This is a genomic window from Actinacidiphila acididurans (genome assembly GCF_016918855.1).
GTDB lineage: Bacteria > Actinomycetota > Actinomycetes > Streptomycetales > Streptomycetaceae > Actinacidiphila > Actinacidiphila acididurans.
In genome coordinates this window covers 107092-132948 of sequence record NZ_JADKYB010000019.1, presented here as the reverse complement: position 1 = coordinate 132948, position 25857 = coordinate 107092, and the positions used below count along the sequence as shown (strand labels likewise).

At 72.4% G+C, this 25857-nt stretch carries 27 protein-coding genes; 15 read left to right on the top strand and 12 right to left on the bottom strand.

Features of this window, described 5'->3' with window-relative positions; genetic code table 11:
* Window positions 1-45: 45 nt before the first annotated feature.
* Window positions 46-528, bottom strand: a complete 483-nt coding sequence (locus ITX44_RS29875) for an ATP-binding protein (protein ID WP_205360960.1) — start codon at window positions 526-528, stop codon at window positions 46-48.
* Window positions 529-704: 176 nt separating this feature from the next.
* Complete coding sequence (locus ITX44_RS29870; RefSeq protein WP_205360959.1) at window positions 705-1073, bottom strand: STAS domain-containing protein; 369 nt, start codon at window positions 1071-1073, stop codon at window positions 705-707.
* 228 nt (window positions 1074-1301) lie between these two features.
* On the opposite strand from ITX44_RS29870, the gene ITX44_RS29865 reads away from it, so the two are divergent.
* A complete protein-coding gene (locus ITX44_RS29865; RefSeq protein ID WP_205360958.1) occupies window positions 1302-1919 on the top strand; it encodes a TetR/AcrR family transcriptional regulator in 618 nt (205 codons plus the stop codon).
* 46 nt (window positions 1920-1965) lie between these two features.
* On the opposite strand, the gene ITX44_RS29860 is transcribed toward ITX44_RS29865, so the two are convergent.
* The 4 genes from ITX44_RS29860 to ITX44_RS29845 all read right to left on the bottom strand — a co-directional run bounded on the left by ITX44_RS29860 (window position 1966) and on the right by ITX44_RS29845 (window position 5324).
* A complete protein-coding gene (locus tag ITX44_RS29860) occupies window positions 1966-2493 on the bottom strand; it encodes an NUDIX hydrolase family protein (RefSeq protein WP_205361071.1) in 528 nt (175 codons plus the stop codon).
* Between the two features lie 160 nt (window positions 2494-2653).
* A complete protein-coding gene (locus ITX44_RS29855; protein WP_307795555.1) occupies window positions 2654-3370 on the bottom strand; it encodes a response regulator transcription factor in 717 nt (238 codons plus the stop codon).
* A complete protein-coding gene (locus ITX44_RS29850) occupies window positions 3340-4503 on the bottom strand; it encodes a sensor histidine kinase (RefSeq protein ID WP_236061974.1) in 1164 nt (387 codons plus the stop codon). Before ITX44_RS29850 ends, ITX44_RS29855 begins: the two co-directional genes overlap by 31 nt.
* Window positions 4504-4610: 107 nt before the next feature.
* The gene (locus ITX44_RS29845) at window positions 4611-5324 is read right to left on the bottom strand and encodes a hypothetical protein (RefSeq protein ID WP_205360955.1); all 714 of its coding nucleotides are present in this window, start codon (window positions 5322-5324) and stop codon (window positions 4611-4613) included.
* A gap of 246 nt (window positions 5325-5570) precedes the next feature.
* Here ITX44_RS29845 and ITX44_RS29840 point away from each other — a divergent pair, with 246 nt between their 5' ends.
* Together ITX44_RS29840 and ITX44_RS29835 are read left to right on the top strand one after the other, a co-directional pair.
* Window positions 5571-6089 carry a hypothetical protein gene (locus ITX44_RS29840; RefSeq protein ID WP_205360953.1) on the top strand — a complete coding sequence of 173 codons (519 nt, stop codon included), beginning with the start codon at window positions 5571-5573 and terminating at the stop codon, window positions 6087-6089.
* Between the two features lie 270 nt (window positions 6090-6359).
* Window positions 6360-8009, top strand: a complete 1650-nt coding sequence (locus ITX44_RS29835; RefSeq protein WP_205360951.1) for an ABC-F family ATP-binding cassette domain-containing protein — start codon at window positions 6360-6362, stop codon at window positions 8007-8009.
* A gap of 81 nt (window positions 8010-8090) precedes the next feature.
* Here ITX44_RS29835 and ITX44_RS29830 read toward each other — a convergent pair whose 3' ends face one another.
* Complete coding sequence (locus ITX44_RS29830; protein ID WP_205360949.1) at window positions 8091-9545, bottom strand: amidohydrolase family protein; 1455 nt, start codon at window positions 9543-9545, stop codon at window positions 8091-8093.
* 293 nt (window positions 9546-9838) lie between these two features.
* Between ITX44_RS29830 and ITX44_RS29825 the strand changes: the two genes are divergently transcribed.
* From ITX44_RS29825 to ITX44_RS29795, 7 genes are all read left to right on the top strand, one after another.
* Window positions 9839-10648, top strand: coding sequence for an IclR family transcriptional regulator domain-containing protein (locus ITX44_RS29825; RefSeq protein WP_205360939.1), 810 nt, complete (start codon window positions 9839-9841; stop codon window positions 10646-10648).
* Between the two features lie 309 nt (window positions 10649-10957).
* Complete coding sequence (locus ITX44_RS29820) at window positions 10958-12133, top strand: CaiB/BaiF CoA transferase family protein (RefSeq protein WP_205361068.1); 1176 nt, start codon at window positions 10958-10960, stop codon at window positions 12131-12133.
* Window positions 12126-13028, top strand: a complete 903-nt coding sequence (locus ITX44_RS29815; protein WP_205360937.1) for a citryl-CoA lyase — start codon at window positions 12126-12128, stop codon at window positions 13026-13028. The genes ITX44_RS29820 and ITX44_RS29815 overlap by 8 nt, the downstream gene beginning before the upstream one ends.
* A gap of 65 nt (window positions 13029-13093) precedes the next feature.
* Window positions 13094-13957 (top strand): DODA-type extradiol aromatic ring-opening family dioxygenase, encoded by an 864-nt coding sequence (locus ITX44_RS29810; protein WP_205360935.1) that lies wholly within the window; start codon window positions 13094-13096, stop codon window positions 13955-13957.
* Window positions 13954-14316 carry a hypothetical protein gene (locus tag ITX44_RS29805; protein ID WP_205360934.1) on the top strand — a complete coding sequence of 121 codons (363 nt, stop codon included), beginning with the start codon at window positions 13954-13956 and terminating at the stop codon, window positions 14314-14316. Before ITX44_RS29810 ends, ITX44_RS29805 begins: the two co-directional genes overlap by 4 nt.
* Window positions 14317-14440: 124 nt before the next feature.
* Window positions 14441-15265 (top strand): TMEM165/GDT1 family protein, encoded by an 825-nt coding sequence (locus ITX44_RS29800; RefSeq protein WP_205360931.1) that lies wholly within the window; start codon window positions 14441-14443, stop codon window positions 15263-15265.
* Complete coding sequence (locus tag ITX44_RS29795) at window positions 15262-15480, top strand: hypothetical protein (RefSeq protein WP_205360929.1); 219 nt, start codon at window positions 15262-15264, stop codon at window positions 15478-15480. The genes ITX44_RS29800 and ITX44_RS29795 overlap by 4 nt, the downstream gene beginning before the upstream one ends.
* A 41-nt stretch (window positions 15481-15521) precedes the next feature.
* On the opposite strand, the gene ITX44_RS29790 is transcribed toward ITX44_RS29795, so the two are convergent.
* The 3 genes from ITX44_RS29790 to ITX44_RS29780 form a co-directional block, all read right to left on the bottom strand.
* Entirely contained in the window at window positions 15522-16568 is a 1047-nt protein-coding gene (locus tag ITX44_RS29790) for an aldo/keto reductase (RefSeq protein ID WP_205360927.1), read from the bottom strand.
* A 180-nt stretch (window positions 16569-16748) separates the two neighbouring features.
* On the bottom strand, window positions 16749-17240 hold the full coding sequence (locus ITX44_RS29785; protein WP_205360925.1) for an FBP domain-containing protein: 492 nt from the start codon (window positions 17238-17240) through the stop codon (window positions 16749-16751).
* A gap of 78 nt (window positions 17241-17318) precedes the next feature.
* Entirely contained in the window at window positions 17319-18188 is an 870-nt protein-coding gene (locus tag ITX44_RS29780) for a helix-turn-helix domain-containing protein (RefSeq protein ID WP_205360923.1), read from the bottom strand.
* A 225-nt stretch (window positions 18189-18413) separates the two neighbouring features.
* On the opposite strand from ITX44_RS29780, the gene ITX44_RS29775 reads away from it, so the two are divergent.
* Genes ITX44_RS29775 through ITX44_RS29765 form a run of 3 tightly spaced genes read left to right on the top strand, consistent with a single transcriptional unit; the run spans window position 18414 to window position 22020 of the window.
* Window positions 18414-19331: an alpha/beta hydrolase gene (locus tag ITX44_RS29775; protein WP_205360922.1), complete on the top strand. Its 918-nt coding sequence runs from the start codon at window positions 18414-18416 to the stop codon at window positions 19329-19331.
* 33 nt (window positions 19332-19364) lie between these two features.
* Entirely contained in the window at window positions 19365-21437 is a 2073-nt protein-coding gene (locus ITX44_RS29770; protein WP_307795554.1) for a PE-PGRS family protein, read from the top strand.
* 13 nt (window positions 21438-21450) lie between these two features.
* On the top strand, window positions 21451-22020 hold the full coding sequence (locus ITX44_RS29765; RefSeq protein ID WP_205360919.1) for a S1 RNA-binding domain-containing protein: 570 nt from the start codon (window positions 21451-21453) through the stop codon (window positions 22018-22020).
* A 775-nt stretch (window positions 22021-22795) separates the two neighbouring features.
* On the opposite strand, the gene ITX44_RS29755 is transcribed toward ITX44_RS29765, so the two are convergent.
* Entirely contained in the window at window positions 22796-23380 is a 585-nt protein-coding gene (locus tag ITX44_RS29755; protein ID WP_205360917.1) for an SMI1/KNR4 family protein, read from the bottom strand.
* Window positions 23381-23499: 119 nt separating this feature from the next.
* Here ITX44_RS29755 and ITX44_RS29750 point away from each other — a divergent pair, with 119 nt between their 5' ends.
* On the top strand, window positions 23500-23817 hold the full coding sequence (locus ITX44_RS29750; protein WP_205360915.1) for a hypothetical protein: 318 nt from the start codon (window positions 23500-23502) through the stop codon (window positions 23815-23817).
* A 116-nt stretch (window positions 23818-23933) separates the two neighbouring features.
* Here the strand turns inward: ITX44_RS29750 and ITX44_RS29745 are convergent, their stop codons facing one another.
* On the bottom strand, window positions 23934-24569 hold the full coding sequence (locus tag ITX44_RS29745) for an LUD domain-containing protein (RefSeq protein ID WP_205360913.1): 636 nt from the start codon (window positions 24567-24569) through the stop codon (window positions 23934-23936).
* Between the two features lie 158 nt (window positions 24570-24727).
* Between ITX44_RS29745 and sigJ the strand changes: the two genes are divergently transcribed.
* On the top strand, window positions 24728-25684 hold the full coding sequence (sigJ, locus tag ITX44_RS29740; protein WP_205360911.1) for an RNA polymerase sigma factor SigJ: 957 nt from the start codon (window positions 24728-24730) through the stop codon (window positions 25682-25684).
* The last annotated feature ends 173 nt before the right edge of the window (window positions 25685-25857 follow it).

The window sequence follows — 25857 nt, the reverse complement described above, 5'->3', positions numbered from 1 at the left end:
GTGTCGGCCGGACGGCCCCGGAACACCGTTGTGGTCACACACGGGTCAGCCCAGCGGGAGCACCACCACGATGCGTTTGCCGCCGGCCGGCAGGACTTCGACGGTCACCGAGGACGCCAGGCTCTGCACGATCGGCCAGCCGAAACCGCCGACCACGGCGGGGTCCGGGCCCAGCGTCCGCCGGGCGACCGGCCGGGCGGTGCTCGCGTCGTCCACCTCAAGGCGCAGCCCCGCGCCGTCGTCGATCAGGTCCGCACGAAAACCCGTGACCCCGCCGCCGTGCTGGACCGCGTTGCTCACCAACTCGGAGACGACCAGGCTCGCGTCCGCCCGTATCCGGTCGCCGTCGCCGGGCAGGCCGGGCGCGCCGTCCAGCACTCGCAGCACCGCCCGGCGGGCGTCGGCGGCGACGTGCGGCGGGTGCGGCGGCGGCCCGTCCCGGCCGCCGGATCTGTGCGGTTTGCCCCAATTGCTCGTGCCGTCAGGGCCGTCCGCACCGGAACCCGGCGGGAGGAACTGGTCGGACATGCGATGGCCTCGTGAACTGCTCGACGGCGGACGGCCCGAAGGCCGGTGGGGGGACCCCGGGGCGCATCCTCGCCTGCCCGGTGACCGCGGGCGTACACCGTACCCGTCCGGCGTGTTCACGCCGGGCGCCGCCCCCGGGGGGCGACGGCAGCCGGCCGGCCCGGCTCAGTCCGCGCTCAGTCCGCGTCCGTGCCCGTCGGCAGGCCGCGCCCGGAATCCAGGGCGCGCAGCGCCGCCCGGACGTCGTCGGCGAACTCGAAGTGGCCGGCCGTCATCGTCACCTCGAAGAGCCGGTCCACCTCGGGGCGCAGCGGGCCGGCCAGCACCAGGCGCCCGCCGCCGTCGGCGAGGTCGCGGTGGGCCTCCAGCAGCACGTGCAGGGCCGAGGAGTCGGCGAAGGCGACCGCCGACAGGTCGACCACCAGGCCGGCGCCGCCGGAATCCACCGCGTCCCGCACCTGCCGGGCGAACTCCTGACTGCCTTCCCAGTCCAGTTCGGCGCCCGCCCGGACCACGCGGGCCGCGCCGCCCTGCTGACCTGTCATCGAACGTGTTCTCCTTCGTGCCCGCGCCCACGCCCGCCGCGCGCTCGGGGGAGCCCGCAGCCGCGGACCGGCGGTCATCCTAACCAGCATCCGTGACGCTCCGGTTGCCCCGCCCCGCACACCGCTTTTCACGCTGTGCCGTACCAGGATCTGACGGTGCGTCAGCCGGTTAGGCTGGGTGCCGTGCGAGGAGGGGAATCCTGAGATGGCCTCGGTGAAATGGCCTCGGTGACGGGACGAGCCGGGTCCGGTGCCGACCGGCGCGCGCAGGTCGAGGCACGCCTGCTGGCCGCCGCCAAGCGGCTGCTGGACCGCGGCGCGGGCTTCACGGAACTCGGCGTGAAGCTGATCACCGACGAGGCGGGGGTGGGCCGGTCCAGCTTCTACACCCATTTCCGCGACAAGACCGAACTGCTGCTGCGGCTGGCCCGCACCTTCGAGGAGCGCTCGGTCCGGCTGGTCGCCGCCTGGCAGGCCGACGACGTGGCCGGCCTGCCCGGGCTGGTGGCGCTCTACGAACGGCTGGTCGCGCTCTACCGCGAGCACGCCGCCGTCGTCACCGCGGTCGCCGAGGTCTCCGCGTACGACGCGCGGGTCCGCGAGAGCTGGCGCGCGCAGGTCGAGCGGGCCGCCGAGGGCGCCAGGGCCCGGCTGCTCCGGGATCAGCGGGCCGGGCTGGCCCCGGCCGACCTGGACGCCGAGGCGGCCGGCACGCTGATCGTCTGGGGCGGCAGCCAGGCCATCCTGCACCACCTGAGCGCGCACGGCCCGGACCGCGACGCCGCTTTCGCCGGTGAGCTGGCCCGGATTGTCTGGCACGGCGCCTTCCGCCGTCCGGCGGGCTGACGGCTCCACCCCGCACCAGCTCGCGGGCCGGGACAGTTCGTACGGCTCAGGGCGCGTACCCCACGTGCGCCAGCGCGTGCTTGAGCAGCACCCCCTGGCCGCCCGGCATCTCCTGCTGCAACTGCGGCGAGGCGGCTTCCTGAGGGGTGAACCACACCAGGTCGAGCGCGTCCTGCCGGGGGCGGCAGTCGCCGGCCACCGGGACGATGTACGCCAATGACACCGCGTGCTGGCGCGGGTCGTGGTACGGCGTGATCCCCGGCGTCGGGAAGTACTCGGCCACGGTGAACGGTTGCAGCGACGCCGGCACCCGGGGCAGCGCCACCGGGCCGAGGTCCTTCTCCAGGTGCCGCATCAGCGCGTCCCGTACCCGCTCGTGATGCAGCACCCGCCCGGAGACCAGGGTCCGGCTGACCGTTCCGTCCGGCCCGATGCGCAACAGGAGCCCGATCCGGGTGACTTCACCGCCCTCGTCGACCCGCACCGGCACGGCGTCGACGTACAGGATCGGCATGCGGGCACGCGTCAGCTCCAGTTCCTCGGGAGCCAGCCAACCGGGCGTGGTTTCGGTCATGTCAGCCATTGGGCGATCGTACGTTGACCGGCCACGTCGCCACCGGCAGGTGACGGGTATCACACCCGGTGGGGTGGGCCGCATCGGCGCGCGGAGCCCGCGTGCGCCGTACCCGGTACGCCGGGTGCCCTCGGCCCGGACCGTATGAGCCCGAACCGGATCAGCCCAGCCCGTGCTCCCGCGCGTACCGGGCGGCGGCGGCGCGGTCGCGGGAGCCGGTCTTGGCGAACACCCGGTTGATGTGGGTCTTCACGGTGTTGCCGCTGAGGAAGAGTTCGGCGGCGATCTCGGCGTTGTTGCGGCCGCGGGCGATGAGGGCGAGGATCTCCGCCTCGCGCCGGGTCAGTCCGTCCGGCAGGGCGCCCGCGGCCCGGTCCGGCCCGTCGTCCCTCGCGGGCCGGGGCGCGGCCTGCTCGGCGGCGGCCAGCAGCGTGGCCTGCACGGTCGGGTGCAGCACGGTCAGGCCCGCCACCGCGCTGTGCAGCGTACGGGCGATGTGCATCCGGTCGGCGTCCTTGGTCAGGTAGCTGCGGGCGCCGGCCCGCAGCGTGTCCAGCACGGAGCGGTCGTCGGCGTAGGTGGTCAGCACCACCACCGCCACCTCGGGGTGCTCGGCGGTCAGCCGCCGGGTGGCCTCGGTGCCGTCCAGGACCGGCATGTGCAGGTCGAGCAGGATCGCGTCCGGGCGGTGCTCGGCGACCCGCTCCAGCGCCTCGGCGCCGTTCGCGGCGGTGCCCACCACGTCGATGTCCGGCAGCAGGTCGAGCATCAGCGCCAGGCCCTCCCGGACGCTGGCCTGGTCGTCCGCGACGACCACCCGCAGCGCCCGCGCGGGCGGCTCGCCGGTCACCGCGGCACCCGCGCCGTGACCGTCCACGACCGCCCGTCCGCGCACCCTGCCGTGAGCGTGCCGCCGAGCAGCAGCAGCCGCTCGCGCATGCCGGTCAGGCCGTAACCGCCGTCGACGGTGGCCAGCCGCGCGCCGGAGTCTTCGGTACCGGCCGCGGCGCCCGTACCGTCCCCGGGCGGTCCCAGCGGATTGGTGATGCTCATCGTCACGTCCTCGTCCCGGTAGCTGAGGCGGAGGGTCACGGGCCGGTGCGGGGCGTGCTTGGCCGCGTTGACCAGGGATTCCTGGGCGGTACGCACCAGGGCCAGGGTCTGGTCGGGCGGCAGTGGGACCGGGCCGCCGGTCACGTCCACCGCCACCGGCGTGCCGTGCCGCTCCTCGTGGGCGGCGGCCATGGCGCCCAGTTCCTCGCCGAGCGACAGGCGGTCGCCGCGCAGCGCGTGCACCGCGCGCCGGGTCTCGGTCAGGCCGTCGGAGGCCATTCGCTGGGCCACCGCCAGCACGTCGTCGGCGCGGCCCACCCGCTCGGCCCCGGCGCTCCCCTCCAGCAGCGCGCGGGCGGCCTGGATCTGGATGCCGAGCGCCCCCAGCGAGTGGGCGAGCACGTCGTGGATCTCCCGGGCCAGCCGGGCCCGTTCGTCGAGTACGGCGGTGCGCCGCTGCTCGGTCCGCAACTGCTCGGCCTGCGCGAGCAGCGCCGCGTTCTGCTCGGCCCGGACCCGGTAGGCGCGGCGGTTGAAGCCCATCAGCAGGGCCAGCGCCAGGATCAGGCACAGCTCGACGGCCTTCTCCGCGCCGGTGCCGGCCGCCAGCGCCCCGAAGGCCACCGCGACCACGCCCGCGCCGAACACCCCCCACCCGGCGGCCAGCCGGGGCTCGGTCCCGGCGTCGATGACCGCGATCGCGGCCAGGGCCAGCAGGGAGTTCAGGTCCTGTTGCACCGATGCCGCCGCCGATAGGGCCGCGATCAGGCCGAGCGCCACCGGCAGCCGGCCGTCCCGGGTCCCGCGGTGCTCGAGGACCGCGCAGCCGGCCAGCAGCAGCCCGCAGGCGAGGTAGGCCGCGACCGTCAGCGGCCGCGCCACCGGGCCCAGCGGCGCGAGGAACACATCGATTCCGACCAGGACCAGGGCCGCGCCCCTGAGCAGCCAGGACACCATACGCAGCACGACTTCACGATAGTCGCCGCCTGCGTCGGCCGGGTCCGGTCCGCGCACACCGGCCCGGACCGTGCCGCGTCGTGTCCCGGCCGCGATGGCGCGCACGCTCACCGCCGCCGGCCGCGCGCGGAACGCCGAACCCGCCGGGCGCTGCGGGGGTCGTACGGGGACGTGTCGCGCGGAAAGTGCCCGTCGTCGTACGGCCGCCGCGCCCCGCCTGGTTGCGGCCGTACGCCCGTCCCGTCGTGCGGGTGACCCGTGCCCGGCCGGGGGCCGCCGGTGCGCTCGTCCGACCGGCCGTCCAGCTGGGCGTTGAGCGTCCGCAGCCGGTCCGCGAGGAACACCGAGCCGTCCTTCTCGCGGGTGAAGGGGATGCCGGCCAGGTGGGCCCGGCGGACGATCATCGCGGCCTGGCCGAGCCGGTTGACGCCCAGCATGAGCAGGATCGGTGCCGAAGAGGCCGCCACATGGGCGCCCAGCGCGCTCGCGAGCACCATGACCACCACGCGGGAGCCGACCAGGGCGGCCCACAGCCACAGGCCGCGCAGCGGCATCCGGCCCCAGAGCCCGCCGTCGCGGCTGCTCAGCCGCATCATCGCGCCCTGGCCGAGGCCGATGGCGGCGGCGATCAGGCCGCTGACCAGCAGCAGCGCCACGTCCTTCGGCTCGACCGGCCGCCCGGGGCCGCCCAGCCGGGTCACGCCGATCACCGCCAGCACCGCGGGCAGCAGGATCACCCGCTTGCCGCGCAGCGCCTCCCCGAACAATTGGCGCCCGATGACGTACGCCGCGATCGCGATCACAGCCAGCGCGTCCAGCATGCGGCAGCCCTCCATGAGCTCAGGCGATACGGACCGTTCGGCCCGTCACCTGCGACGTTAGGAATCCGCCGGCTCGCGGGCGTCACACCACGGGGTGACGTACGGGGTGATGTGCCGGTCACCCCCGGCCCCGCGGTCTCGTACCGGATCTGGACCCGCGCTCCGATTCGCCGGGCGCCGCCCGCGCCGAGGGTGGACCCGGAAATGCCACAGAACCCCCGCAGACCTTCCCCAGGGAGCCCCGTGATGTCCCCCTTGACCCAGGCCCTGATCGTCAACGGCGCGGTGCTGGTCGCAGTGCTGGAGAGCGACCTGGGCGCCCACCGCAGGATCGGCCCGTTGCGCCTGCTGCGCCCGGTGCTCATCGGAGCCGCCGTCGTCCCGCTGTTCCTGGACCGCCCGGCCGGCCACGGCACCGGCCTGCTGCTCGAACTGCTCGCGATCGCCGCCGGCCTCCTCGGCGGCCTGGCCGCCACCGCCCTGACCGCCGTCTACCGCAGCCCCCGCACCGGCCGCCCGGTCACCCGCAGCACCACCCCCTACGCCCTCCTCTGGATCGTGATCATCGCGGCCCGCACCGCCTTCTCCTACGGCTCCGTCCACTGGTTCCCCCGCCAACTCGCCCACTGGTGCGCCGCCCACCAGGTCTCCGCCGCCGCCGTCACCGACAGCCTGATCTTCATGGCCGTCGCCATGCTCCTCACCCGCACCGCCGCCCTGGCCCTCCGCGCCGGCCGCCTCCCCGCGGCCCCGGCGGCGGTCTGATCCGGTTCCCCGCGCGGCCCCGCTGTTACAGTGGGTGGCGACGTGTGATCGTCGAGCAGGGAGAGCGAACGTGGCGGGTGACGACGACATCTCCGGGTGATCCCGGAGGGTGCCGGCCACCGGTGGGCGCAGTGGCGCCGCCGGGGTGGCTGCTTTGTCGTCCTCTGATCCAGGCCTGATCGCGGCCTGGACCGGCCCTGATCCAGTTCGCCGCCGGGCGTGGCATCGGCGATGCCGAGCGCCCGTTCACCCCTTGTCGAGGTTCCTGCCATGTCCATTCGTACGGCCGACGCGTCCGTCGTCTGCACCGATCTGTCCTTCTCCTGGCCCGGCGACATCCCGGTGTTCGAGGATCTGTCCTTCGCGCTGGGCCCGGGCCGCACCGGCCTGGTCGCGCCGAACGGCGCGGGCAAGAGCACACTGCTCAAGCTGATCGCGGGGGAGTACCGGCCGCGTTCCGGCAGTGTGACGGTCTCCGGGGTGCTCGCCCACCTGCCGCAGAGCCTGCCGCTGAGCGGGGACCTGACCGTCGCCGAAGTCCTCGGCGTGGCGGACGTGATCCGCGCGCTGGACGCGATCGAGGCGGGGGACACCGATGAGGCGCATTTCGCGGTGATCGGCGACGACTGGGACGTCGAGGAGCGCAGCCGGGCCCAGCTGGAGCGGCTGGGGCTGGGCGCGGTCGGCCTGGAGCGGCCGCTGCGCACGCTCAGTGGCGGCCAGGTGGTCTCGCTGGGCCTGGCCGCCCAACTGCTGAAGGAGCCGGACGTCCTGCTGCTGGACGAGCCGACCAACAACCTCGACCTCGCGGCCCGCCGCCGGCTCTACGCGGTGCTGGAGGAGTGGAACGGCTGCCTGCTGGTGGCCGGGCACGACCGGGCGCTGCTGGACCGGATGGACCGGATCGCCGAACTCGACGGCGGCGGTATCCGGTTCCACGGCGGGAACTTCACCGCGTACGAGGAGGCCGTACGCGCCGAGCAGGACGCCGCCGAGCGCGGGGTGCGGCACGCCGAGCAGGAAGTACGCCGCGAGAAGCGGGAGATGCAGCAGGCCAGGGAACGGGCCGCGCGGCGCGCCGGCACCGCCCGCCGCAACCTGGAGAACGCCGGGCTGCCCAAGATCGTCGCCGGCGGGCTCAAACGGCGCGCCCAGGAGTCGGCCGGCCGTGCGGAGGGCACGCACGGCGCCCGCGTCGGCGACGCCCGGGCCCGGCTGGCCGAGGCCGAACGCGCCCTGCGCGACGACCAGCGCATCGTGCTGGACCTCCCCGCCACCGCCGTGCCCGCCGGACGCACCGTGTTCGCGGGCGAGGGGATGCACGTCCGGTACGGGGAGCGCGAGTTGTTCGCCGCGCCGGGCGCCGGCCTGGTGATCCGCGGCCCGGAACGGATCGCCCTGACCGGCTCGAACGGCTCCGGCAAGTCCACCCTGCTGCGGCTCATCGGCGGCGATCTGGAGCCCGACAGCGGTACGGCCGCCCGCGCCGCGGGCCGTACGGCGTACCTTTCGCAGCGGCTCGACCTGCTCGACCCCGACCGCACGGTGGCCGACAGCCTGGCCGCGTACGCGCCGGGGATGCCCGCGGCGGACCGGATGAACCTGCTGGCCCGCTTCCTGTTCCGCGGCGCCCGCACCGCCCTGCCGGTCGGCGCCCTGTCCGGCGGCGAGCGGCTGCGCGCGACGCTGGCCTGCGTGCTGTGCGCCGAACCCGCGCCGCAACTGCTGCTGCTGGACGAGCCGACCAACAACCTCGACCTGGTCAGCGTCGCCCAACTGGAGGCGGCGCTCGGCGCCTACCGGGGAGCTTTCGTGGTGGTCAGCCACGACGAGCCGTTCCTCGCCCGGATCGGGGTCGAGCGCCGGCTGACCCTGACGGACGGGCGCCTGCTGGAGAGCGGGGCGCAGGAGGCGCCGTAAATCCCGCGGCAATGGCGGCGGCCGCCGAACCGATTGCGGGGTCCGGCGGCCGATCCGGCGGCTGGGAACAGGGGGACCTGATCAGCGGCGCTCGTGCGTGCTGCCGCTGCGGTAGTCGGTGTACGTGTACGGGTTGTCGAGCACCTTGGTCGCGGGAATCTCCGGGTTCATGCCGCTCTCCCAGGCCTGCGGGCCCAGTTGGGAGCGCAACCAGGAGACGGTGTCCTCCACGGTGCGGCGGACCGCGGGCAGGTCGACGCCGACCAGGCGGCCGTCGCGCTTCACGATCCGGCCGTCGACCAGGACGGTGTGCACGTCGCCGCGCTGGGCCTGGAAGGCGATGTGGCCGTGCGGGTTGAGCAGCGGGAAGGAGACCGGCGAGGCGTCGTTCTTGATCAGGACGAGGTCGGCCTTCTTGCCGGTCGCCACGCTGCCGAGGTCCGCCTCGCGCCCGATCGCCCGGGCGCCGCCCCTGGTCGCCCACTCCACCACCTGGTCGGCGCGCAGCGCGGCATGGGTCACCGTCTCGCCGCGGGAGTGCGCCTCCAGGTGCTCGCGGGAGCGGTCGGCGCCCAGCGTGGTGCGCATCGCGGTGAACAGGTCGCCGCTCCACCACACCGAGGTGTCCATCGACAGCGACACTGGGATGCCGTGGGCCCGCAGCCGCCAGGTGGGCGGGTAGCCCTGGCCGGCGCTCTGCTCGCTCTCGGTGGACACCGACGCCGACCCGCCGGTCGCGGCGATGCGGTGGTACGAGTCGGCCGACAGCGACGCGCCGTGCACGTAGACGGTTTCCGGGGTCATGAAGCCGTGCTCGTGCATCAGCCGTATCCCGTCGTCGCCGGTCGCGCCCCACACGCCGGCGTGAGTGGTGACGGGGACGCCGAGGTCGCGGGCCACCTCGAAGGCGGGCTTCTCGGGGAAGGCGGGGTCGCCGGTGACGTCGAAGGCGAGCTGGAAGCCGAGCATGTCGCCGCCGGTGATCCGGCGGGTGACGAAGTCACGGAATTCGGGGGTGTCGGTCCAGACGGCCGGAGCTTCCTGGATGTTGCCGTAGGCCAGCACGAAACGGCCGGGCACCGCCTCCAGGGCGTCCACGGCCGCGTCCGCGTGCTCGGTGGTGCGCAGGCCGTGCGACCAGTCCACGGTGGTGGTCACGCCCGCGTCCAGTGCCTCCCACGCGCCCAGCAGGTTGCCGGCGAAGACGTCCTGCGGGCGGAAGACCTTGCCCCACTCCAGGTAGTACCAGACGAAGTACTGCGTGAGCGTCCAGTCGGCGCCGTAGCCGCGCATCGCCGTCTGCCACAGGTGCCGGTGGGTGTCGATCATGCCGGGCATGACGATGCCGCCGCTCGCGTCGATCTCGACCGTCCCGTCCGGGACCGGCAGACCGGGGCCCAGCGCGGCGATCCGGTCGCCGATCACCAGTACGTCGTGGCCGGTGAGCACGCGGCGGGCCGCGTCGGCCGTCACCACCGTGCCGTTGCGCAGGACGACCGGCCGGCCTTCGGTGCCGCCGCCAGTGGGCTCGCTCATGGCATCGCACTCCCTTGACGCGTCGTTGCGTTCCGCCGCCCGGCGTGATTCCGTACATCTGTCCGCTGTACGGACACCGACGGCCGAACCTCACCCTCGCTCAGGGTGCTGCCGGTGTCAATGGACGCGGGTTCGGCGCACAGCTTCCGGGCGCCATGGCTACGGTCCGGCTCGCGGACACCTGTCCCCGTCCGGCGGCTACGCTTCGGACAGGCAGGTCGGGAAGGTGCCGGAAAGGTTCAGACAGGGCCGGCCGTCGCCATGACGCGGCCGAGCCGCGAGGAGGTCGTCACATGCCGCGTGCGGGAACCGGTCCCGACTTCATCGAGGCGCTGGCGCGCGGGCTGGAGGTCATCACGGCGTTCCGGCCCGGCCGGCCGGAGATGACGCTCGCCGAGGTGGCCGGCGCCACCGGGCTGGCCCGCCCCACCGCCCGGCGCATCCTGCTCACCCTGGAGGAGCTGGGGTACGTGCGTACCGGCGAGCGCGGCTACGCACTCACCCCGCGGGTGCTGGAGCTCGGGGTGGCCGGCGTGCGCTCCATGGGGCTGTGGGACGTGGCCCGGCCGCACATGGAGCGCCTGGTCGCGCAGACCGGCGAGTCCTGCTCGATCGCCCAGCTCGACGGGTCGGACATCGTGTACGTGGCCCGGGTGGCGGTGCCCAAGATCGTGTCGCTGGCGGTGCAGATCGGCACCCGCTTCCCGGCGGCCGTCACCTCGCTGGGCAAGGTCCAGCTCGCCGCCCTGGCGCCGGCCGAGCTCGCGGACGTGCTGGCCCAGCCGTCCCGCTCCGGACTGGTGCCGCGCAGGACCGCCGGTCAGCCCGAGTTCGACGCGGAGATGCGGGAGGTGCGGGCCCGCGGCTGGGCGCTCACCGACGAGGAACTCGCGGCCGGCATCCGCTCGGTGGCGGCCCCGTTGCGGGACGGCGACGGCCGCGTCGTGGCGGCGGTCAACGTCAACTGCCACGCCGCCGAGACCTCGGTGGAGTACCTGCTCGACCACCACCTGCCGCTGCTGCTGAAGGCGGCGGCCGACATCAGCGCGGACTTCGCGCGCCTTCAGGACGTGCCGCACGTGACGGTCTCGGCCGCCGGATGACCGCCGCCGGGCCACGGGGCCGCGGCTCCGCCGGAAAACCGCGACCATGGACGCGCGGACCGCGTCGCCGCGTCGCGTGCCGCCGGACCTTGACCTTCGGGCAGGCGCGGGGTGAGACTGCCGCTCAGCGGACAATTGTCCGCTGAGCGGATACGTGAGGCGGAGACCACGGTGGACGACTCCACGCACCACTCCACGGACCAGCCGGACCAGCCGGATCACCCGGGCCAGCCGGACCGCGCGACGGCCGGCGACTCCACGGCGCGGGCGACCGGAGCCGGTGCCGCGGCCGGAAGAGGTCCCGGCCCCGTGGACGACCCCGCAGCCTCACGCGGCCCGCTCTCCGGCCTCCTGGTCGCGGACTTCTCCCGGGTGCTGGCCGGCCCCTACGCCACCATGCTGCTGTCCGACATGGGCGCCGATGTGGTCAAGGTCGAGGGCCCGCAGGGCGACGAGACCCGCACCTGGATGCCCCCGGTGCGCGAGGGCGTGTCCACGTACTACCTCGGCGTCAACCGCGGCAAGCGCTCGATCGCGCTGGACCTGCACGACGAGGCCGACGCCGGGATCGCCCGCGAACTCGCCCGCCGCGCCGACGTGGTCATCGAGAACTTCAAGCCCGGGGGCCTGGCCAAGTACGGCCTGGACTGGCCGAGCGTGAGCCGGGCCAACCCGCGCGCCGTCTACGCCTCGATCAGCGGCTTCGGTTCCGGCGCCGGCCGCCACGTGCCCGGCTACGACCTGATGGTGCAGGCCGTCTCCGGCCTGATGAGCCTGACCGGCGACCCGGACGGACCGCCGTACCGGGCCGGGATATCGGTGTTCGACGTGATGGCCGGCAACCACGCCGTCATCGGCGTCCTCGCCGCCCTGCGGCACCGCGACGCCACCGGCCTGGGCCAGCACGTCGAGATCAACCTGCTCTCCTCCGCCCTGACCGGCCTGGTCAACCACAGCTCCGCCTACGCCGCCGGCGGCGTGGTGCCGTACCGGATGGGCAACGCGCACCCGAGCGTCTTCCCGTACGAACCACTGCCCACCGCCGACAACGACCTGATCGTCGCGGCGGCCAACGACGGGCAGTTCGGCCGGCTGTGCGAGGTGCTGGGCGTCCCCGATCTGGCCCGGGACCCGCGGTTCGCGCACAACGCGGACCGTACGAAGAACCGGGAGGAGCTGCGTCCGCTGCTGGTGGAGCGGCTGACCACCCGCGGCGCGCTGGACTGGTTCGACGCGCTGACCGCGGTGGGCGTGCCGTGCGGGCCCATCAACACCATCGACGGCGGCTTCGCCATGGCCGAGCGCTTCGGTCTCGATCCGGTCGTCGTGGTCGGCGAGGGCGACCGCGCGGTGCCCACCACCCGCAACCCCATCCGCTTCTCCGCCACCCCCGTCGGCTACCGGCTGCCCCCGCCCGCGCTGGACGAGCACGGCGCCGACCTGCGGGCCTGGCTGACCGCTCCCGAGGAGGACGACCGTGCCTGAGCAGCAGCCCCCGGACTCCGCGCCCGCCCCCGGTTCCGGCCCCGAACCCTCCCCGACGGCCGGCGCCCGCCCCCCGTACGAGCCCCGCCGCACGTACGAGACCGCCCTCGGCGCCTCCTCCGCGCACGCCATCACCCTGCTCGGCCACGACCTGGCCCGCGACATCATGGGCGAGGTCGGCTTCGGCGAGCTGGCCTTCTGGCTGGCGGCGCAGCGCCGGCCCACCAAGGGCGAGACCCGGCTGTTCGAGGCGGTGCTGGCCGCGCTGGCCGATCACGGGTTCACCCCGACCGCCATCGTGACCCGGCTGACGTACCTGTCGGCCCCCGATTCCGTGCAGGGCGCGCTCGCCGCCGGGCTGCTGGGCGGCGGCTCGCGGTTCCTCGGCGTCACCGAGGACTGCGCGCACTTCCTGCACGAGGCACTGGCCGGCGAGGAGCGGCTGCCGCGGGACGACGCCGGCTGGGACGAGCTGGCGCTGCGCGCGGTGACCGATCGGCGCGCGGCCGACGCCTTCGTGCCCGGTCTCGGCCACCATGTCCACAAGCAGGAGGACCCGCGCACCCCGCGGCTGATGGCCATCGCCGCCGAGGAGGGCCTGTACGGGCCGCACCTGTCGCTGTTCGCCGCCATCGGCCGGGTCCACCCGCGGGTGCTGGGCCGGACCCTGCCGCTCAACGGCGCCGGCGTCTGCGGCGCGGCCCTGGCCGACCTCGGCCTGCCCATGGAACTGCTGCGTGCCTTCGCGCTGCTGGCCCGCACCGCGGGACTGATCGGCCAGCTCGCGGAGGAACTGCGGCATCCGGTGGCCAACGACATCTTCCTGTCGGTGGACCTCAACAACCGGTCGGTTCCGCCCGACCCCGACCCCCGCGAGCAACGCGAGCAGCACTGACCCCGGGCACGTCCCCGGGGAATCCGGGTGCCCCGGCACCCGGCAGTACAGGAAGGAGAGCCGAGATGGCCGAGCTGGTCGCGGTGATCGCGTCCACCCACCATCCCTTCTACTACCGCGCCAGCACCTCCGTCGGGCCCGACCGGCCGCCCTTCGCCGACGAGTGGGTGCGCAAGATCGAGGCCTTTCGCGCCACCCTCACCCGCGCCGCGCCCGACGTGCTGGTGATGGTCGGCTCCGACCACTTCCACCAGCTCTGGCTGGACAACATGCCGCAGTTCCTGGTCGGCAAGGCGCCCATGTACGACGCGAACTTCTACAACGAGGAACGCGAGTTCGGGCTGCCCAGGATGCTGCTCAAGGGGCAGGAGGACCTGTCCGCGCACATCCTGCGCGAGGGCCTGGACGCCGGCTTCGACCTCGCGTTCTCCAACGAGCTGCGGATCGACCACTCGATCACGTGCCCGATCATCACCCTGCGCCCCGAGGCCGACCTGCCCATCGTGCCGATCTACACCAACATCTTCGCGCCGCCGCTGCCTCAGCCGAAACGTTTCGTCCAGCTCGGCGGCGCGATCCGGGAGATGGTCGAGTCCTGGCCCTCGCACCTGCGGGTGGCCGTGATCGGCACCGGGCACCTCTCGCTGGAGCTCGGCGGCCCCCGCCAGTTCGGCCCGGCCGGCCCCGACCCGGAGTTCGACCGCAAGGCCGTCGGCTGGATCGCCGGCGGCGACATCGAGGAATGCCTCGGCCAGGTCAGCCTGGAGAGCCTGCACCTGCCGGGCAACGCCACCCACGGATTCATGGACTTCATGCTGATGATGGGCGTGGCCGGCGGGGGCCGGAAGGCCGACTACGTGGACACGTACGACCTGTTCCACACCATGGAGGCCTACTTCACCTGGTACCCGAAGGGAGTGCCGGCGTGAGCAAGTACCTGCTGAACAAGTTCCTGTACACCGTCGACCGCGACCCCGACCTGGTCGAACGCTACCGCACCGACCCGGCCGGCGCCGTGGCCCGGTGGGAGGCCGAGTACGCCGGCCGGCTGCTCAACTGCGTCGGCGACGAGGCCACCACCTGGCTGGCCTTCGACGACGCCGAGCGCGCCGCGCTGACCGCCCACGACTACCCGGCCCTGTTCGCCCTCGGCGCCCACCCCTTCCTGACCCTCACCCTCTTCATCGGCATGTTCGAACGGGACTACCCCGAGCCGCTCGGCTTCCAGCACGAGTACGCGCGTCGGCTGTCGCACATGACGCTGCCGTATCCGGACATCGCGACGTGAGCGGACCAGTGACGTGCGCGGCCGGGTGATGTGCGCGGCCGGGTGAACTGACCGGCTGAGCGTGGTACGGCCCTCCCGGCGGCGGGCCCGGACGGGCTACCCTCCGGAGACGGAAGGAGCCGCCGTGTCCGCCGCAACCTGGGGACTCGTCGCCGCGACCTTCGCCGCCTGTTTCGTGGAGATGGTCGAGGCCACGACGATCGTCATGGCCATGGGGTTCACCCGGAGCTGGCGGTCGGCGCTGACCGGCGTCGCCGCCGCGCTGGGCCTGCTCGTCGTGGTCACCTCGGCGGCCGGCTACGCCCTGGACCGCTGGTTCCCGCAGACCGCGCTCCAGCTCGTGGTCGGCGGGCTGCTGCTGATCTTCGGCCTGCAATGGCTGCGCAAGGCGATCCTGCGCGCCTCGGGCCGCAAGGCCGTGCACGACGAGGACGCGATCTACCGCGAGCGGACCGCCGCCGCCGAGGCGGCCGGCCGCGGCGAAACGGGCCTCGACATGTTCTCCTTCATGGTGTCCTTCAAGGGCGTCTTCCTCGAAGGCATGGAAGTGGTCTTCATCGTGATCACCTTCGGGCTCAACGCGAAGGACGTGCCCGCCGCCGGAGTCGGCGCCGCGGCCGCCGTGGTCGCCGTGCTCGGCCTCGCCTTCGCGGTGCGCCGCCCGCTGTCGATGATCGACGAGAACCTGCTCAAGTACGGTGTCGGGCTGCTGCTCGCCTCCTTCGGCACCTTCTGGGCGGTGGAGGGCATCGGCGTCTTCCGCGCCGGCCGGCACGGTCTGGCCTGGCCCGGCGGCGAGGCGGCCGTCCTGGGCCTGCTCGCGGTGTGGTTCCTGCTCAGCCGCCTGTTCGTCGCCGTACTGCGCGTCCCCGCCGGCCCGGAGAGCAGCTCCGGCGCGCCGGACCGGGCCGCGCGGGCCGACGCCCCGGACCGGGAGAGGACACGATGAGGTTCCTCCGGGCCTTCGCCCGCTTCTGGTACGACTTCGTCATCGGCGACGACTGGAAGATCGCCGCGGGCGTGGCCTGCGCCCTCGGCCTCCTGCCGGCCGCCCTCGAGACCCATCTGCTCGGTGACCACGGCCTGGCCCTGCTCGGCGGCGCGCTCGTGGTCCTCGCCTTCTCCGTCGGCCTGCTCGTGGACGTGCGGCGGCGCGGGAAGTAGCGGCGCCGGGGTCGTACGTCGCAGGTCAGCGGCCGTACGGTTCAGCGAGCCGGGCCGTGCAGCGCGAGGTCGGCCGGGCCGAAGCGGCCGGCGGCCAGGTTCGCCTGGTGCCAGTGCGGATAGATCAGGTCGGGCGCGCTGACCTTGTCGAGCCGGTCCATGTCCGCACCGGTGAGGTGGACGTCGAGCGCGCCCAGGTTGTCGGCGAGCTGCTCGTCCCGGCGGGCGCCCACCACCACCGAGGTCACGCAGGGCTTGGCCAGCAGGTAGGCGAGCGAGACCTGTGCGGGCGAGGCACCGTGCGCGTTCGCCACGTCCACCACGGTCTCGATCGTGTCGTACAGCTTCTCCTCGTCGCGTACCGGCGGCTCGGACCACTCCGTCAGGCGACGGCCGTCGGACGGCTGCTGCCCGCGCCGGTACTTCCCGCTGAGCAGCCCGCCGGCCAGCGGGCTCCACACCATCACGCCGAGGCCCTGGTCGATCGACACCGGCACCAACTCGTACTCCGCGTCGCGGGATTCGAGCGAGTAGTAGATCTGGTTGCTGACGAACCGCTGGTAGCCGCGGGCGTCGGCGACCGCCAGCGCCTTCATCAGTTGCCAGCCGCTGTAGTTGGACACACCGAGATAGCGGACCTTGCCGGAGCGCACCAGGCCGTCGAGGGTCTCCATGGTCTCCTCGGGCGGCGTCAGCCCGTCCCACTCGTGCACGTGGTAGATGTCCAGGTGGTCCGTGCCCAGCCGGCGCAGGCTCCCCTCGACCTGCTCGAGGATGTGCAGCCGGGACACGCCCTCCTCGTTGGGCCCCGTCCCCATCCGCATCCGCACCTTCGAGGAGATCAGCACCTGGTCGCGGCGCCCGGCGAGGGCCTCCCCGAGGATCTCCTCCGCGGTGCCCGACGAGTACATGTTGGCGGTGTCGATCAGGTTCACCCCGGCGTCCAGGCACATGTCGATCTGCCGCCGCGCCCCGGCCACGTCCGTGTGTCCCAGGTCCTGGAACATGCCCTTGCCGCCGAAGGTCATCGTGCCCATCGCCACCGTGGACACCAGCAGGCCCGACCTGCCGAGCTGTCGGTACTCCATGGGGGTCCTCCGCTCGCTCGCCGTCCTCGTCCCCGTTCACCGTCCCGGCCGACCGTCTCGACGGGCGCGCCCTTCCCCCGGTTCACGGTAGGGCCGACCCCCTGCCCCGGCCACTCGGGCGACCCACCGCACCGGCGGCGCGGCGAGCGGCGCGTGAGCGATTGCCTTTACGTGGTGCCGTTATGCGGTGACCTTGGCGACGAACCCGGCGAGGTTCGTGACGGTGCGCTGGATCTTCTGCTCCAGGGTGAGGGACTCGGGGAGGCGTGCGCCGGCGCCGGCGTCCTTCTTGCCCCGTACGTAGAGCGGGCAGGCGAGGTCGCTGCAGATGTACGTGCCCACGCTGTTTCCCCGCTGGCCGGCCCGGCCCGGCTTGGTGGCGACCATGAGCGAGACGCCGCCGGTGTGGACGGTCATGCACATCGAGCACATGCTGCGCCGCGTCTGCCACGAGCCGGCGCCGGGGGCGCGCAGCACGAGCGCCACCAGGCGGCCGTCCAGTTCGGCGGCGAGGTAGGCCCGCTCGGCGGCCTGGGGGTCCCGCCAGCCGAAGAAGTCCAGGTCGTCCCAGGGCCGCTCGGCCAGGTCGTGCGGGACGGACAGGCGCTTCGCCTCGCCCTTGCTGCAGTTCACGAAGGCGGCACGGATCTCCCGCTCGGTCAGTGGCTTCATGAACCCGAGGCTAGTTTGCCTAAATACTTTAGGCAAATGGAATATGGTTGTCGTTGGGTGGGGGGAAGGTGATGGGCTTCAGTGGTCCGCCGAAGGCTGGCCGGCGGCCTGCGCGGTCCAGGAAGCGAGGATGCGCAGCCGGTCGTGGCTGGGCGTGCCCGGCTCGGCGGTCAAGGTGACGAGCCGCTGGTCGGGATCGTCGGTGCTGGTGAGGAAGGACCAGTCGAGGGTGAGCTGTCCGACGACCGGATGGTTCAGGGTCTTCGTGCCCGAACCCGGGCCGGCGACGTGATGGGCGCCCCACCACCGCCGGAAGTCGGGATCCTGGAGCGACAGCTCGCCCACCAGCTCGGCCAGCCGCGGATCCCTCGGGTCCCGGGCGGCCTCCATGCGCAGCTGCGCCAGGCTGATCTGCGCCACCCATTCCCAGTCCGGGTACAGCCCTCTGATCGCCGGGTCGCGGAAGACCAGCCGTACGAAGTTGCGCTCCCGCTCCGGAATCCGCGCGAAGTCGGTGAACAGGGCGGCGGCCATGGGGTTCCAGGCCAGGATGTCCGTGCGCCGGCCCAGGACGACGGCCGGTGTGGTGGGCAGGTCGGCCAGCAGCCGCTGCAACTGCGGCTGCACCTTCTGCGCGGTGCGCCGACGGGGCCGGGCGGCGTCCTTGCCGGACAGATCGAACATGTAGGCACGTTCGCCGTCGTCGAGCCGGAGCACCCGGGCAAGGGCGTCCAGCACCGGCCCGGAAGCCTGACGGCGGCCCTGCTCCAGACGCGTGTAGTAGTCGGGGCTGATCGACGCCAGCAGGGCCACTTCCTCCCGGCGCAGACCCTTGACCCTGCGCCGGCCGGCCGCATCGGGCAGCCCGACCTCGGCCGGGCTCAGCTCCATGCGCCGCGCCTTGAGGAAGGCGCCCAGCTCGCTGTGGTGCGCATTGCTGCTGCTCATGGCCCCCAGTGTGGCAAAGAGCCATGCCCGTAACAGGGGCCTGGCGTGTCCCAGGACAGGGCTGTCCGGGGACACAGGACGCCCCTTACCCACCCCCGTAACGCCTGGCAGTGTCGAAGACGTGGCCGGCGGACGGACCGCCGCCGGACGGCGGGCCGGGCCGGAGCAGCCCCCCGCAGCACTTTCTCGCCAGCACTTCCTCACCGCACCCAGGAGACACAGAACATGAAGGCCGATGTCACCTTCCGCAGCAACGATCTCGCCCTCGCCGGAATTCTCTTCACCCCGGACGACCACACCGACGGCCGGTTGCCGGGCGTGGTCATCTCGCATCCGGGAGGCGGCGTGAAGGAGCAGAGCCCGAGCATCTACGCCGAGCGGCTGGCCCGTGCCGGGTTCGCCGCGCTCGTCTTCGATGCCGCCCACCAGGGCGAGAGCGAGGGCGAGCCGCGCGGCTTGGAGAACCCCTTCCAGCGCGCCGAGGACATCAAGTCCGCCGTGACGTACCTGACCACCCGGGACGACATCGACCCGGACCGCATCGGGGCCCTCGGCATCTGCGCGTCCGGCGGTTACGTGCCCTACGCCGCGCAGACCGACCACCGCATCAAGAGCGTCGCCACGGTCAGTGCCGTGGACATGGGCTCGGTGATCCGGGAGGGACTGGGCCGCACGCAGGACCCGGCGATCCTCCGGGCCCTGCTCGACCGGGCCGGCGCACTGCGCACCGCGGAAGCACGCGGCGCGGCCCCGCAGCTGGAGGCCTGGATTCCCGACAACGCCGAGGAACTGCTGGACACCGCCACCAGGCAGTTCCGGGAGACGTTCGAGTTCTACTGCACCCCGCGCGGCCACCACCCCCGCGCCAACCAGGGCTGGGTGCTGCGCAGCGTCGACCTGCTCGCCCAGTACGACTCGTACGCGATGATCCGGCTCATCTCCCCCCGCCCCCTCCTGATGATCGCCGGTTCGCAGGCGGAGACCGCCTACTTCAGCCGCGAGGCGATCGCGCAGGCCGCTGCACCCAAGCAACTGGTCGTCATCGACGGCGCCACCCACATCGACCTCTACGACAAGGACGAGTACGTCACCCCCGCCGTCGCCGAACTCACCGCCTTCTTCACCGAGCACCTCGCCGCCTGACCGCCCGCCAGGACCCTCGTCGTCGGATTCACTGTGCCCGCCGCAGACCTTCCGGGGCCGGCTCGGGCAGGATTGGTTGCCGTGACACATAGGAGGGACAGGCTCGTAGAGCTGCTGCAGCGTGCCGGGTTGGAAGTCGTGGGGGACCGGCGGGCCGAGGAGGTCCTGCCACCCAAAGCCGCTTGGCGCATGGTGATCCCGGGTGAAGCCGTACCCACTGTGGCAGTGCCGGAAGATCTGCCCGACCTGGGCACCGAGCTCAACGCGCAGTGGCACCGGCTGGCAGCCGGCAGCGGGATCCTCGGTGAGGACGGCGTGTTCCTGATCGACGTAGCCGGCCATTGGACGGCCGGCGCACCCCGGAACTGGACGAGGGTGAGGCTCACCGATCCGTGGGATCTCGCCGGCGTTCTGAAGCAGCAGCCGGAGCATGCGGAGTTCGTCACGGTCTCCACGGACGGGAGCGCCCTGATCGGGGTGACCGTCGAGGAACGCGAGATCCGGCTCATCGTGTTGGACCGCATTGCACAGCGGCAGGAGGCAGCCGCGCGGGCGGCGGCACAGGAGACGCCCGAGGAACGCGCAGCTGCTTGGGAATCCCTGGTACAAGGACCGGCGCCCTCGAAGCAACTGGGCCAGTCGTGGGCGCACGGGCTGGTACGCAACCGTGCCACACCGGACGACCTGCGCGCCGGCCTCCTGGGCCTGTCACACCATCTCCTGTGGCGCCACCTGCCGGCTGCGGTCGTCGAGGCAGCGATGGTCCACCCGGACTGGAAAGTGCGGCAGTTGCTGGCCGAAGTCCAGCCGGACATCACGCCCGATCAGTGGACTCGCCTGATCCTGGGTGAGCAGGACGCCCGGCACCGCTGGGTCCTCACCATGCACGCGGCGGACCGGCGCGCCGAATTCACCGACGCCGCCTACGAGCAGCTCGCCGCGGATCCCTCCGTAGGGATCCGCCAGGAGGTTGCTCGCTTTCCCGGGCTGCCCGTCCCCCTCCTCACCGCCCTGACTGCCGACGCCGATCCGTCCGTACGTGCCATGGCCTGTGGGAGGGCGTGGCCGCACCTGGACAGCCGGGCGCAGAACGAGCTTCTCGGCGACCCCGACGGCAAGGTCCGCGTCGAGGCGCTGCTCGCGTACCACCTGGATCACCCGATGCCGCGATCGGTGTTCGACTCCGAGGAATTCACCGACCACGCGGTGGAAACCCGCCGCCTGGAACGCGGCCTTGCCGAACACCTGGCCCGGCACGGCGCCTGCACCCAGCGCCGTTCCCTCGCGGCCAACCCGTACCTGGACCTGGATCTGGTACTTCTCCTTGCTCAGGATCGCGATGAGCACGTCCGTTTCGAGGTGTCCAAGCGTCCCGATCTCACCGAGGAACAACGGGCAGGCATCCGCATCTCCTTCGATCCGGGGATTCACCACTCCTCGCTCGCCTGGGTCGTGGCGCTGCACGAAGACGCCGACGCCATGCGCCGCCTGGCCGCCTCCTCCCACCCCCTCGTACGCAGAAGCGTCGCCCGCGCCCGACACCTGCCGCCGGACGTCGTAGAACGCCTGGCCCGTGACGAAGACCGAGTTGTACAGCTCTTCCTCGCCGAATCCTGCGACGACGCCCCCGCCGACATGCTGCTCCGGGTGTGGCTGTGGTGGACCGGCAGCCTCACCTTCCCCGACCGCCCGCACGGTCATCCCCACTTCCCCCGCCGCGACCTGCTCCGATACGCCGACGACCCGAATCCGCGGATGCGCCGACTCGTCTTGGACGACCCGGAATCGACGCCGGAAATGGTCGAGCGTTACAGCCGGGACGAGAACGCGGAAGTGCGCCACCGGGCCGCCACCGACCACCGGCTGACACCCGCGTCGGCCGTGCGGCTGCTCGACGACCCGCACGAGCGCGTGCGCCGCGCGGCTTCCGTACACCCTGGGCTGCCTGCCCGGGTGATGGTCCGGCTGTTGCGCGACCCCGACACCGCGGAAACCGCCGCCGGGCACTCGTCGCTGCCGCTCCCGGTCATCCAGAACATGCTCCAGCGGATCCAGCCTCCGGCTGCCCCCACCTCTGCCCGGGATCAGGAGCCGACAACCCCGTGACAAGCTGGACAGCATGGAAGAACGGTCCGATAACCCGGAGCTCCGGGCGTTCCTGGAATCACTGCAGTCCGGCCAACTGCTCTCCGGCACGGTCGCGGCAATCGAATCCTTCGGCGTGTTCGTGGCACTGGACGACGGGCCCGACCACCCGGACTTCCCCGGAGTCGGGCTGATCACCATGCCCGAGCTGTCCTGGCGGCGCTTCGAAGCAGCTTCGGACGTCGTCCACATCGGTCAGCGCGTCTCATGTGAGTTCCTCCAGTTCGACACATCGAACATGGAGGCCCGACTGTCCCTGCGGGCGACGCAGCCGGACCCCTTCCAGACGTTCGCGGACCGCACCGCGGTGGGGCAGAGGCTGGCGGGACAGGTCACCAAGCTGGTCCCGTTCGGCGCCTTCGTCCAGGTCGCCGACGGCATCGAGGGACTGGTCCATCTCCGCGAACTCACATGGGAGAGCGTGAACACCCCTGAAGAAGTCGTGCGGGTCGGTGATGAGGTCACCGTCGTCGCCACCGACATCGACCAAGTGCGGCGCAGGCTGACCCTCTCCCTGCGGCAGGCCGCCCCCGATCCCCGGTGACTCGTCGCACGCCGCTCGCGCGGCTGGGGCGCTTCCCGGGCCACGCCAGGGTGACGCGCATCCCGCCCTCGGCCGCGACATCGAGCACTTCGGCGAACAGGTAGTACGGCCGGCCGTCCGATGTCAGGGCGCAGGAGGGGTGTAGCCGAAGGTGCCGCGCAGGCAGTCGGCCAGGGCGTCCAGGTTGCCGCCGAAGTGGCCGCCCGGCCAACTGGTTGCGATGGAACCTGCTTCTCTCGCGCTCCATCCGCCCTTTTCGTGGGCGCCCTCACCGCCGGGATGCGGTAGAAGACGTCGGACCCCGTAGTGCTTGAACTCACGGTTGTGCAGCTGACGTTGAGGGTACGATTCGAGCGGTCTTTGGATGTCGGCTCTCGCCGGAGATCCCATGCGCGCGTGCGCCTGGGGTGCCCAGTTTGCGTCGCCGTCCAGCACGGTTCCCTTTCCGGGGAAGTCCTGGAGGTTGACTCATCATGCCCGTGTGGCTGTCGCGCCCTTTTCTCGTTGTCTTGTTCCTGCTGCCTCTGTTGGTGGTCGTATTGCTCTCCGCGCCGGCATGGCTGACGTGGCCCTTTCTTCCTCCTCAGCGCCAAGAAGTCGTGTTGGCGGTTCTTGACCGCCTTGTCCAGTGGACTCGGGCGGCAATGCCCCGTGCGGGTCACGACCGATCCCGGGCGAGCTGATGCTTTCTGGGCTCGATCATCGGGGCTTCATCGGGCTGTTGGTCGACAAACCAAGCTGGGGCTCACCCTGAGGAGTTGTGAGGCCGCATGCCTCAATCCTCGGCGGTCATCAATTCCTTGCTCGCGTGGAACAGCTCGGCGAAGCTCGGGTACTCGTCGGCCTCGCCGTACTTGGGCTGGAACTCGTAGGCGGTCCACTCGCCGTCCGGACCGGGCTGGGCGGGATCGAGCAGCCAGAAATCCTCCTCGCCGCCGGCGATCAACAGGGCGCGCCGGAACAGGGTCAGCAGCTCCTCGGGGCCGCCGTCGTCCCCCTCGTTCGCCGCTGCGTAGAGGTTGATCAGGTCCATGCCGTCCTCGATGTTCCGCATCCAGTCGATCCCGGCGCACGGACTGACCCCCGCTACCCACGCGCCGAGCCCCTGCCAGCCGTCGGTGACGGACAGGAAGGCCCGCAGGCTCGGCGGGAAACGGATGCCCAGGCGCTGCTCGGCGGCCGCGATGGTCTGCTCGCCCGCGGGCCCGGCGCCGAGCCAGCCGCTCTCGATCTGCTCGGCGGTCAGGTTCTCGTACTGGTACTCATTGGCGGTCGCCACGTAGAGCCTGCCGTACTCGGCGAGATAGCCCCGCCAGTCCTCGGCGGTTCGCGGCGGGTCCTCGGGTGACATGTCCTTCATATCGGCGTTCCTCTCCTCGGGAAGGTCCACGCGTCACGCACGTGCGTCGATCCGCGCACAGGCCAGGAAGCCGAGCGGTCGGAGACCGACCATATTCCCCCGGACTACGCTTCGTTGCCGTGACGGATCCGAGGGCGAGGCTGCTGGTGGACATCCTGCTGGATACCGGCGCACGCGCCGACGAGCGGGACGACGCGGCCGGCTACCTTGGCCGCTACCCCGCCCCGGCGGTCGTCGACGCGCTGGCCCGGATCGCGTGTTCCACGGACGAGGACGAAGTCCTGGTGGCGACCGCCGGCGAATCGATCGCCGAGATCTGGCTCGCCCTGGGGGCTGTTGAGCCGCGCATTCTCGGTTCCCTTGCCCCGCCCGCCCGAGCGGAGGTGGACTCGTTCCTCTCGGCTCACGCGCCGCAACTCCTCGACAACGGAAGCTGATCGGCGACGGGTCGGCCAACGGCCCCTGCCCCCGGACGCCGGCAGACGCCTGGCCGTCGCGCACGTCGGCGGGACGCCTGCCGGCGGGGGAGCGGCCGCGGAGGACTTCCCGTGGTTCAGAACCCGATCGCTTCGCGGAGCAGCAGGACGGTGCCGCGTCCGGGGCGGTGTTCCGCGTTGAGGACGAGCAGGCGGTTGACGGCGCTGTCCCACCCGTAGGCCTCCTGGGTGCGGGCGCTTTCCAGGGGCAGGCAGTGCTCTTCGACCCGCCGCAGCGCCGTGTCCAGGTCGGGCACCACCTTCTGCGCGCCGACGACCCAGATCGCGCGGGCGGCGCCGCCGGCGTAGCCGGGCAACTGGCTTCCGCTGCCCGAGGCGATCACGAGGGAGCCGGTCTCGGTGAGCGCGGCGACGCTGCCCACGATGACGTCGGGGCCGGCCAGCAGCCGCCGGATGTCGTCGGCGCCGGTGACGCGGTCCATGGCCAGGACGCGTGGCTTGATGGCCCGGTACCGTCCGCCGGCGTTGATGTCCTCGTCGATGCCGGACAGGCGGAGGGTCTCGCTGGCCGCGGTGAAGACTTCGGCGCCCTCCGGTATCAGATCCTGAATGCGGGTACGCGCGGCTGCGGCGTCGTCGAGGATTTCCACGGTGAAGCCGTGCGCGGCCAGCGCGGTGGCCGCCCGTTCCAGGCGCTGCCCGGGCGCCGGGTCGGCGAAGGGTGAGGGTGTGGCCGGCATTGAGGTCGTCATGATGTCTGCGAGCTTCCTGTCCGCTGGATGATGTGTTGGTCCCAGCGGTTCGACAGCGCAGCCCTCCGGAATGTGAGGCGATGCACCGGCCTCACATTCGGGTGCGCTGTTGTGTCGAACAGGTGAGGGCAGAAGCGACCGAGGGAGCCGTCGGCACCATGACCACCCGATCCGGGCCGGACACTGCTGATCCAGCGCGGGGCCGGCTCGATCCGGGCCTCGACGCGATCATGAGCGAGCGGCGTCGGCTGATCAATGTCGCCTACCGGCTGTTGGGCTCCCTGGCCGAGGCCGAGGACGCCGTCCAGGAGACCTACGCCCGCTGGTACGCCATGTCGCCGCGGCAGCGGGACGCCATCGCGTCCCCCGGCGCCTGGCTGACGACGGTCGCCGGCCGCATCTGCCTCAACCTGCTCGGCTCCGCCCGGGTCCGGCGGGAGATCTACGTGGGCGAATGGCTCCCCGAGCCGCTGCCCGAAAGCACGCAGTGGAGCACCGGGCGGCCGGACGGCACCACCGCCGACCCGGCCGACCGGGTCACCCTGGACGAGTCGGTGAGTCTGGCCTTCCTGGTCGTGCTCGAATCGATGACCCCGGCCGAACGCGTGGCCTTCGTCCTCCACGACGTCTTCTGCCACTCCTTCGCCGAGGTGGCCGCGATCGTCGGCCGTACTCCGGCGGCGTGTCGCCAGCTGGCCTCCTCGGGCCGCCGCCGGGTCCGGGCCGCGCGGCCCTCCACCGCGACTCCGGCGGACCGACGCGCCGGCGTCGTCAGGGACTTCAAGCAGGCGTGGGAAGCCAAGGACATCGACGCCCTCATCGGCCTGCTCGACCCCGATGCCATAGCGGTCGCCGACGGTGGCGGACTCGCCACGACCTTCCCGCACCCCATCGCAGGCGGCGAGCGGATCGCGCACGCCTGGATCGAGATCGCCCGCCGCAGGCCCGCCGACATGACGTTCCTGGAGCGTACGGTCAACGGTCAGCCCGGTCTGGTGGCCGAGCAGGACGGCGTCACCGTGACAGTGTTCGCCTTCGACGTCGCGGGCGACCGGATCAGGCGGATCTGGGTGGTACGCAACCCCGAGAAACTCCGTCACTGGACCGCGAGTTGATCCGCGTCCTCGCCGGTACGAGCCGTCCCTCCCGCACCCCACCCGCATCAGTGACTTGAGCATTATTGACTTGAGCACGTCACGCTCGTCATCCTGCTGACGCCTGTCCGCGGCGGCCCGCGGGGTGCGCCTCCCGGGCCCGATGGCGCCAAGCGCCGAGGAGCTGATGCCGG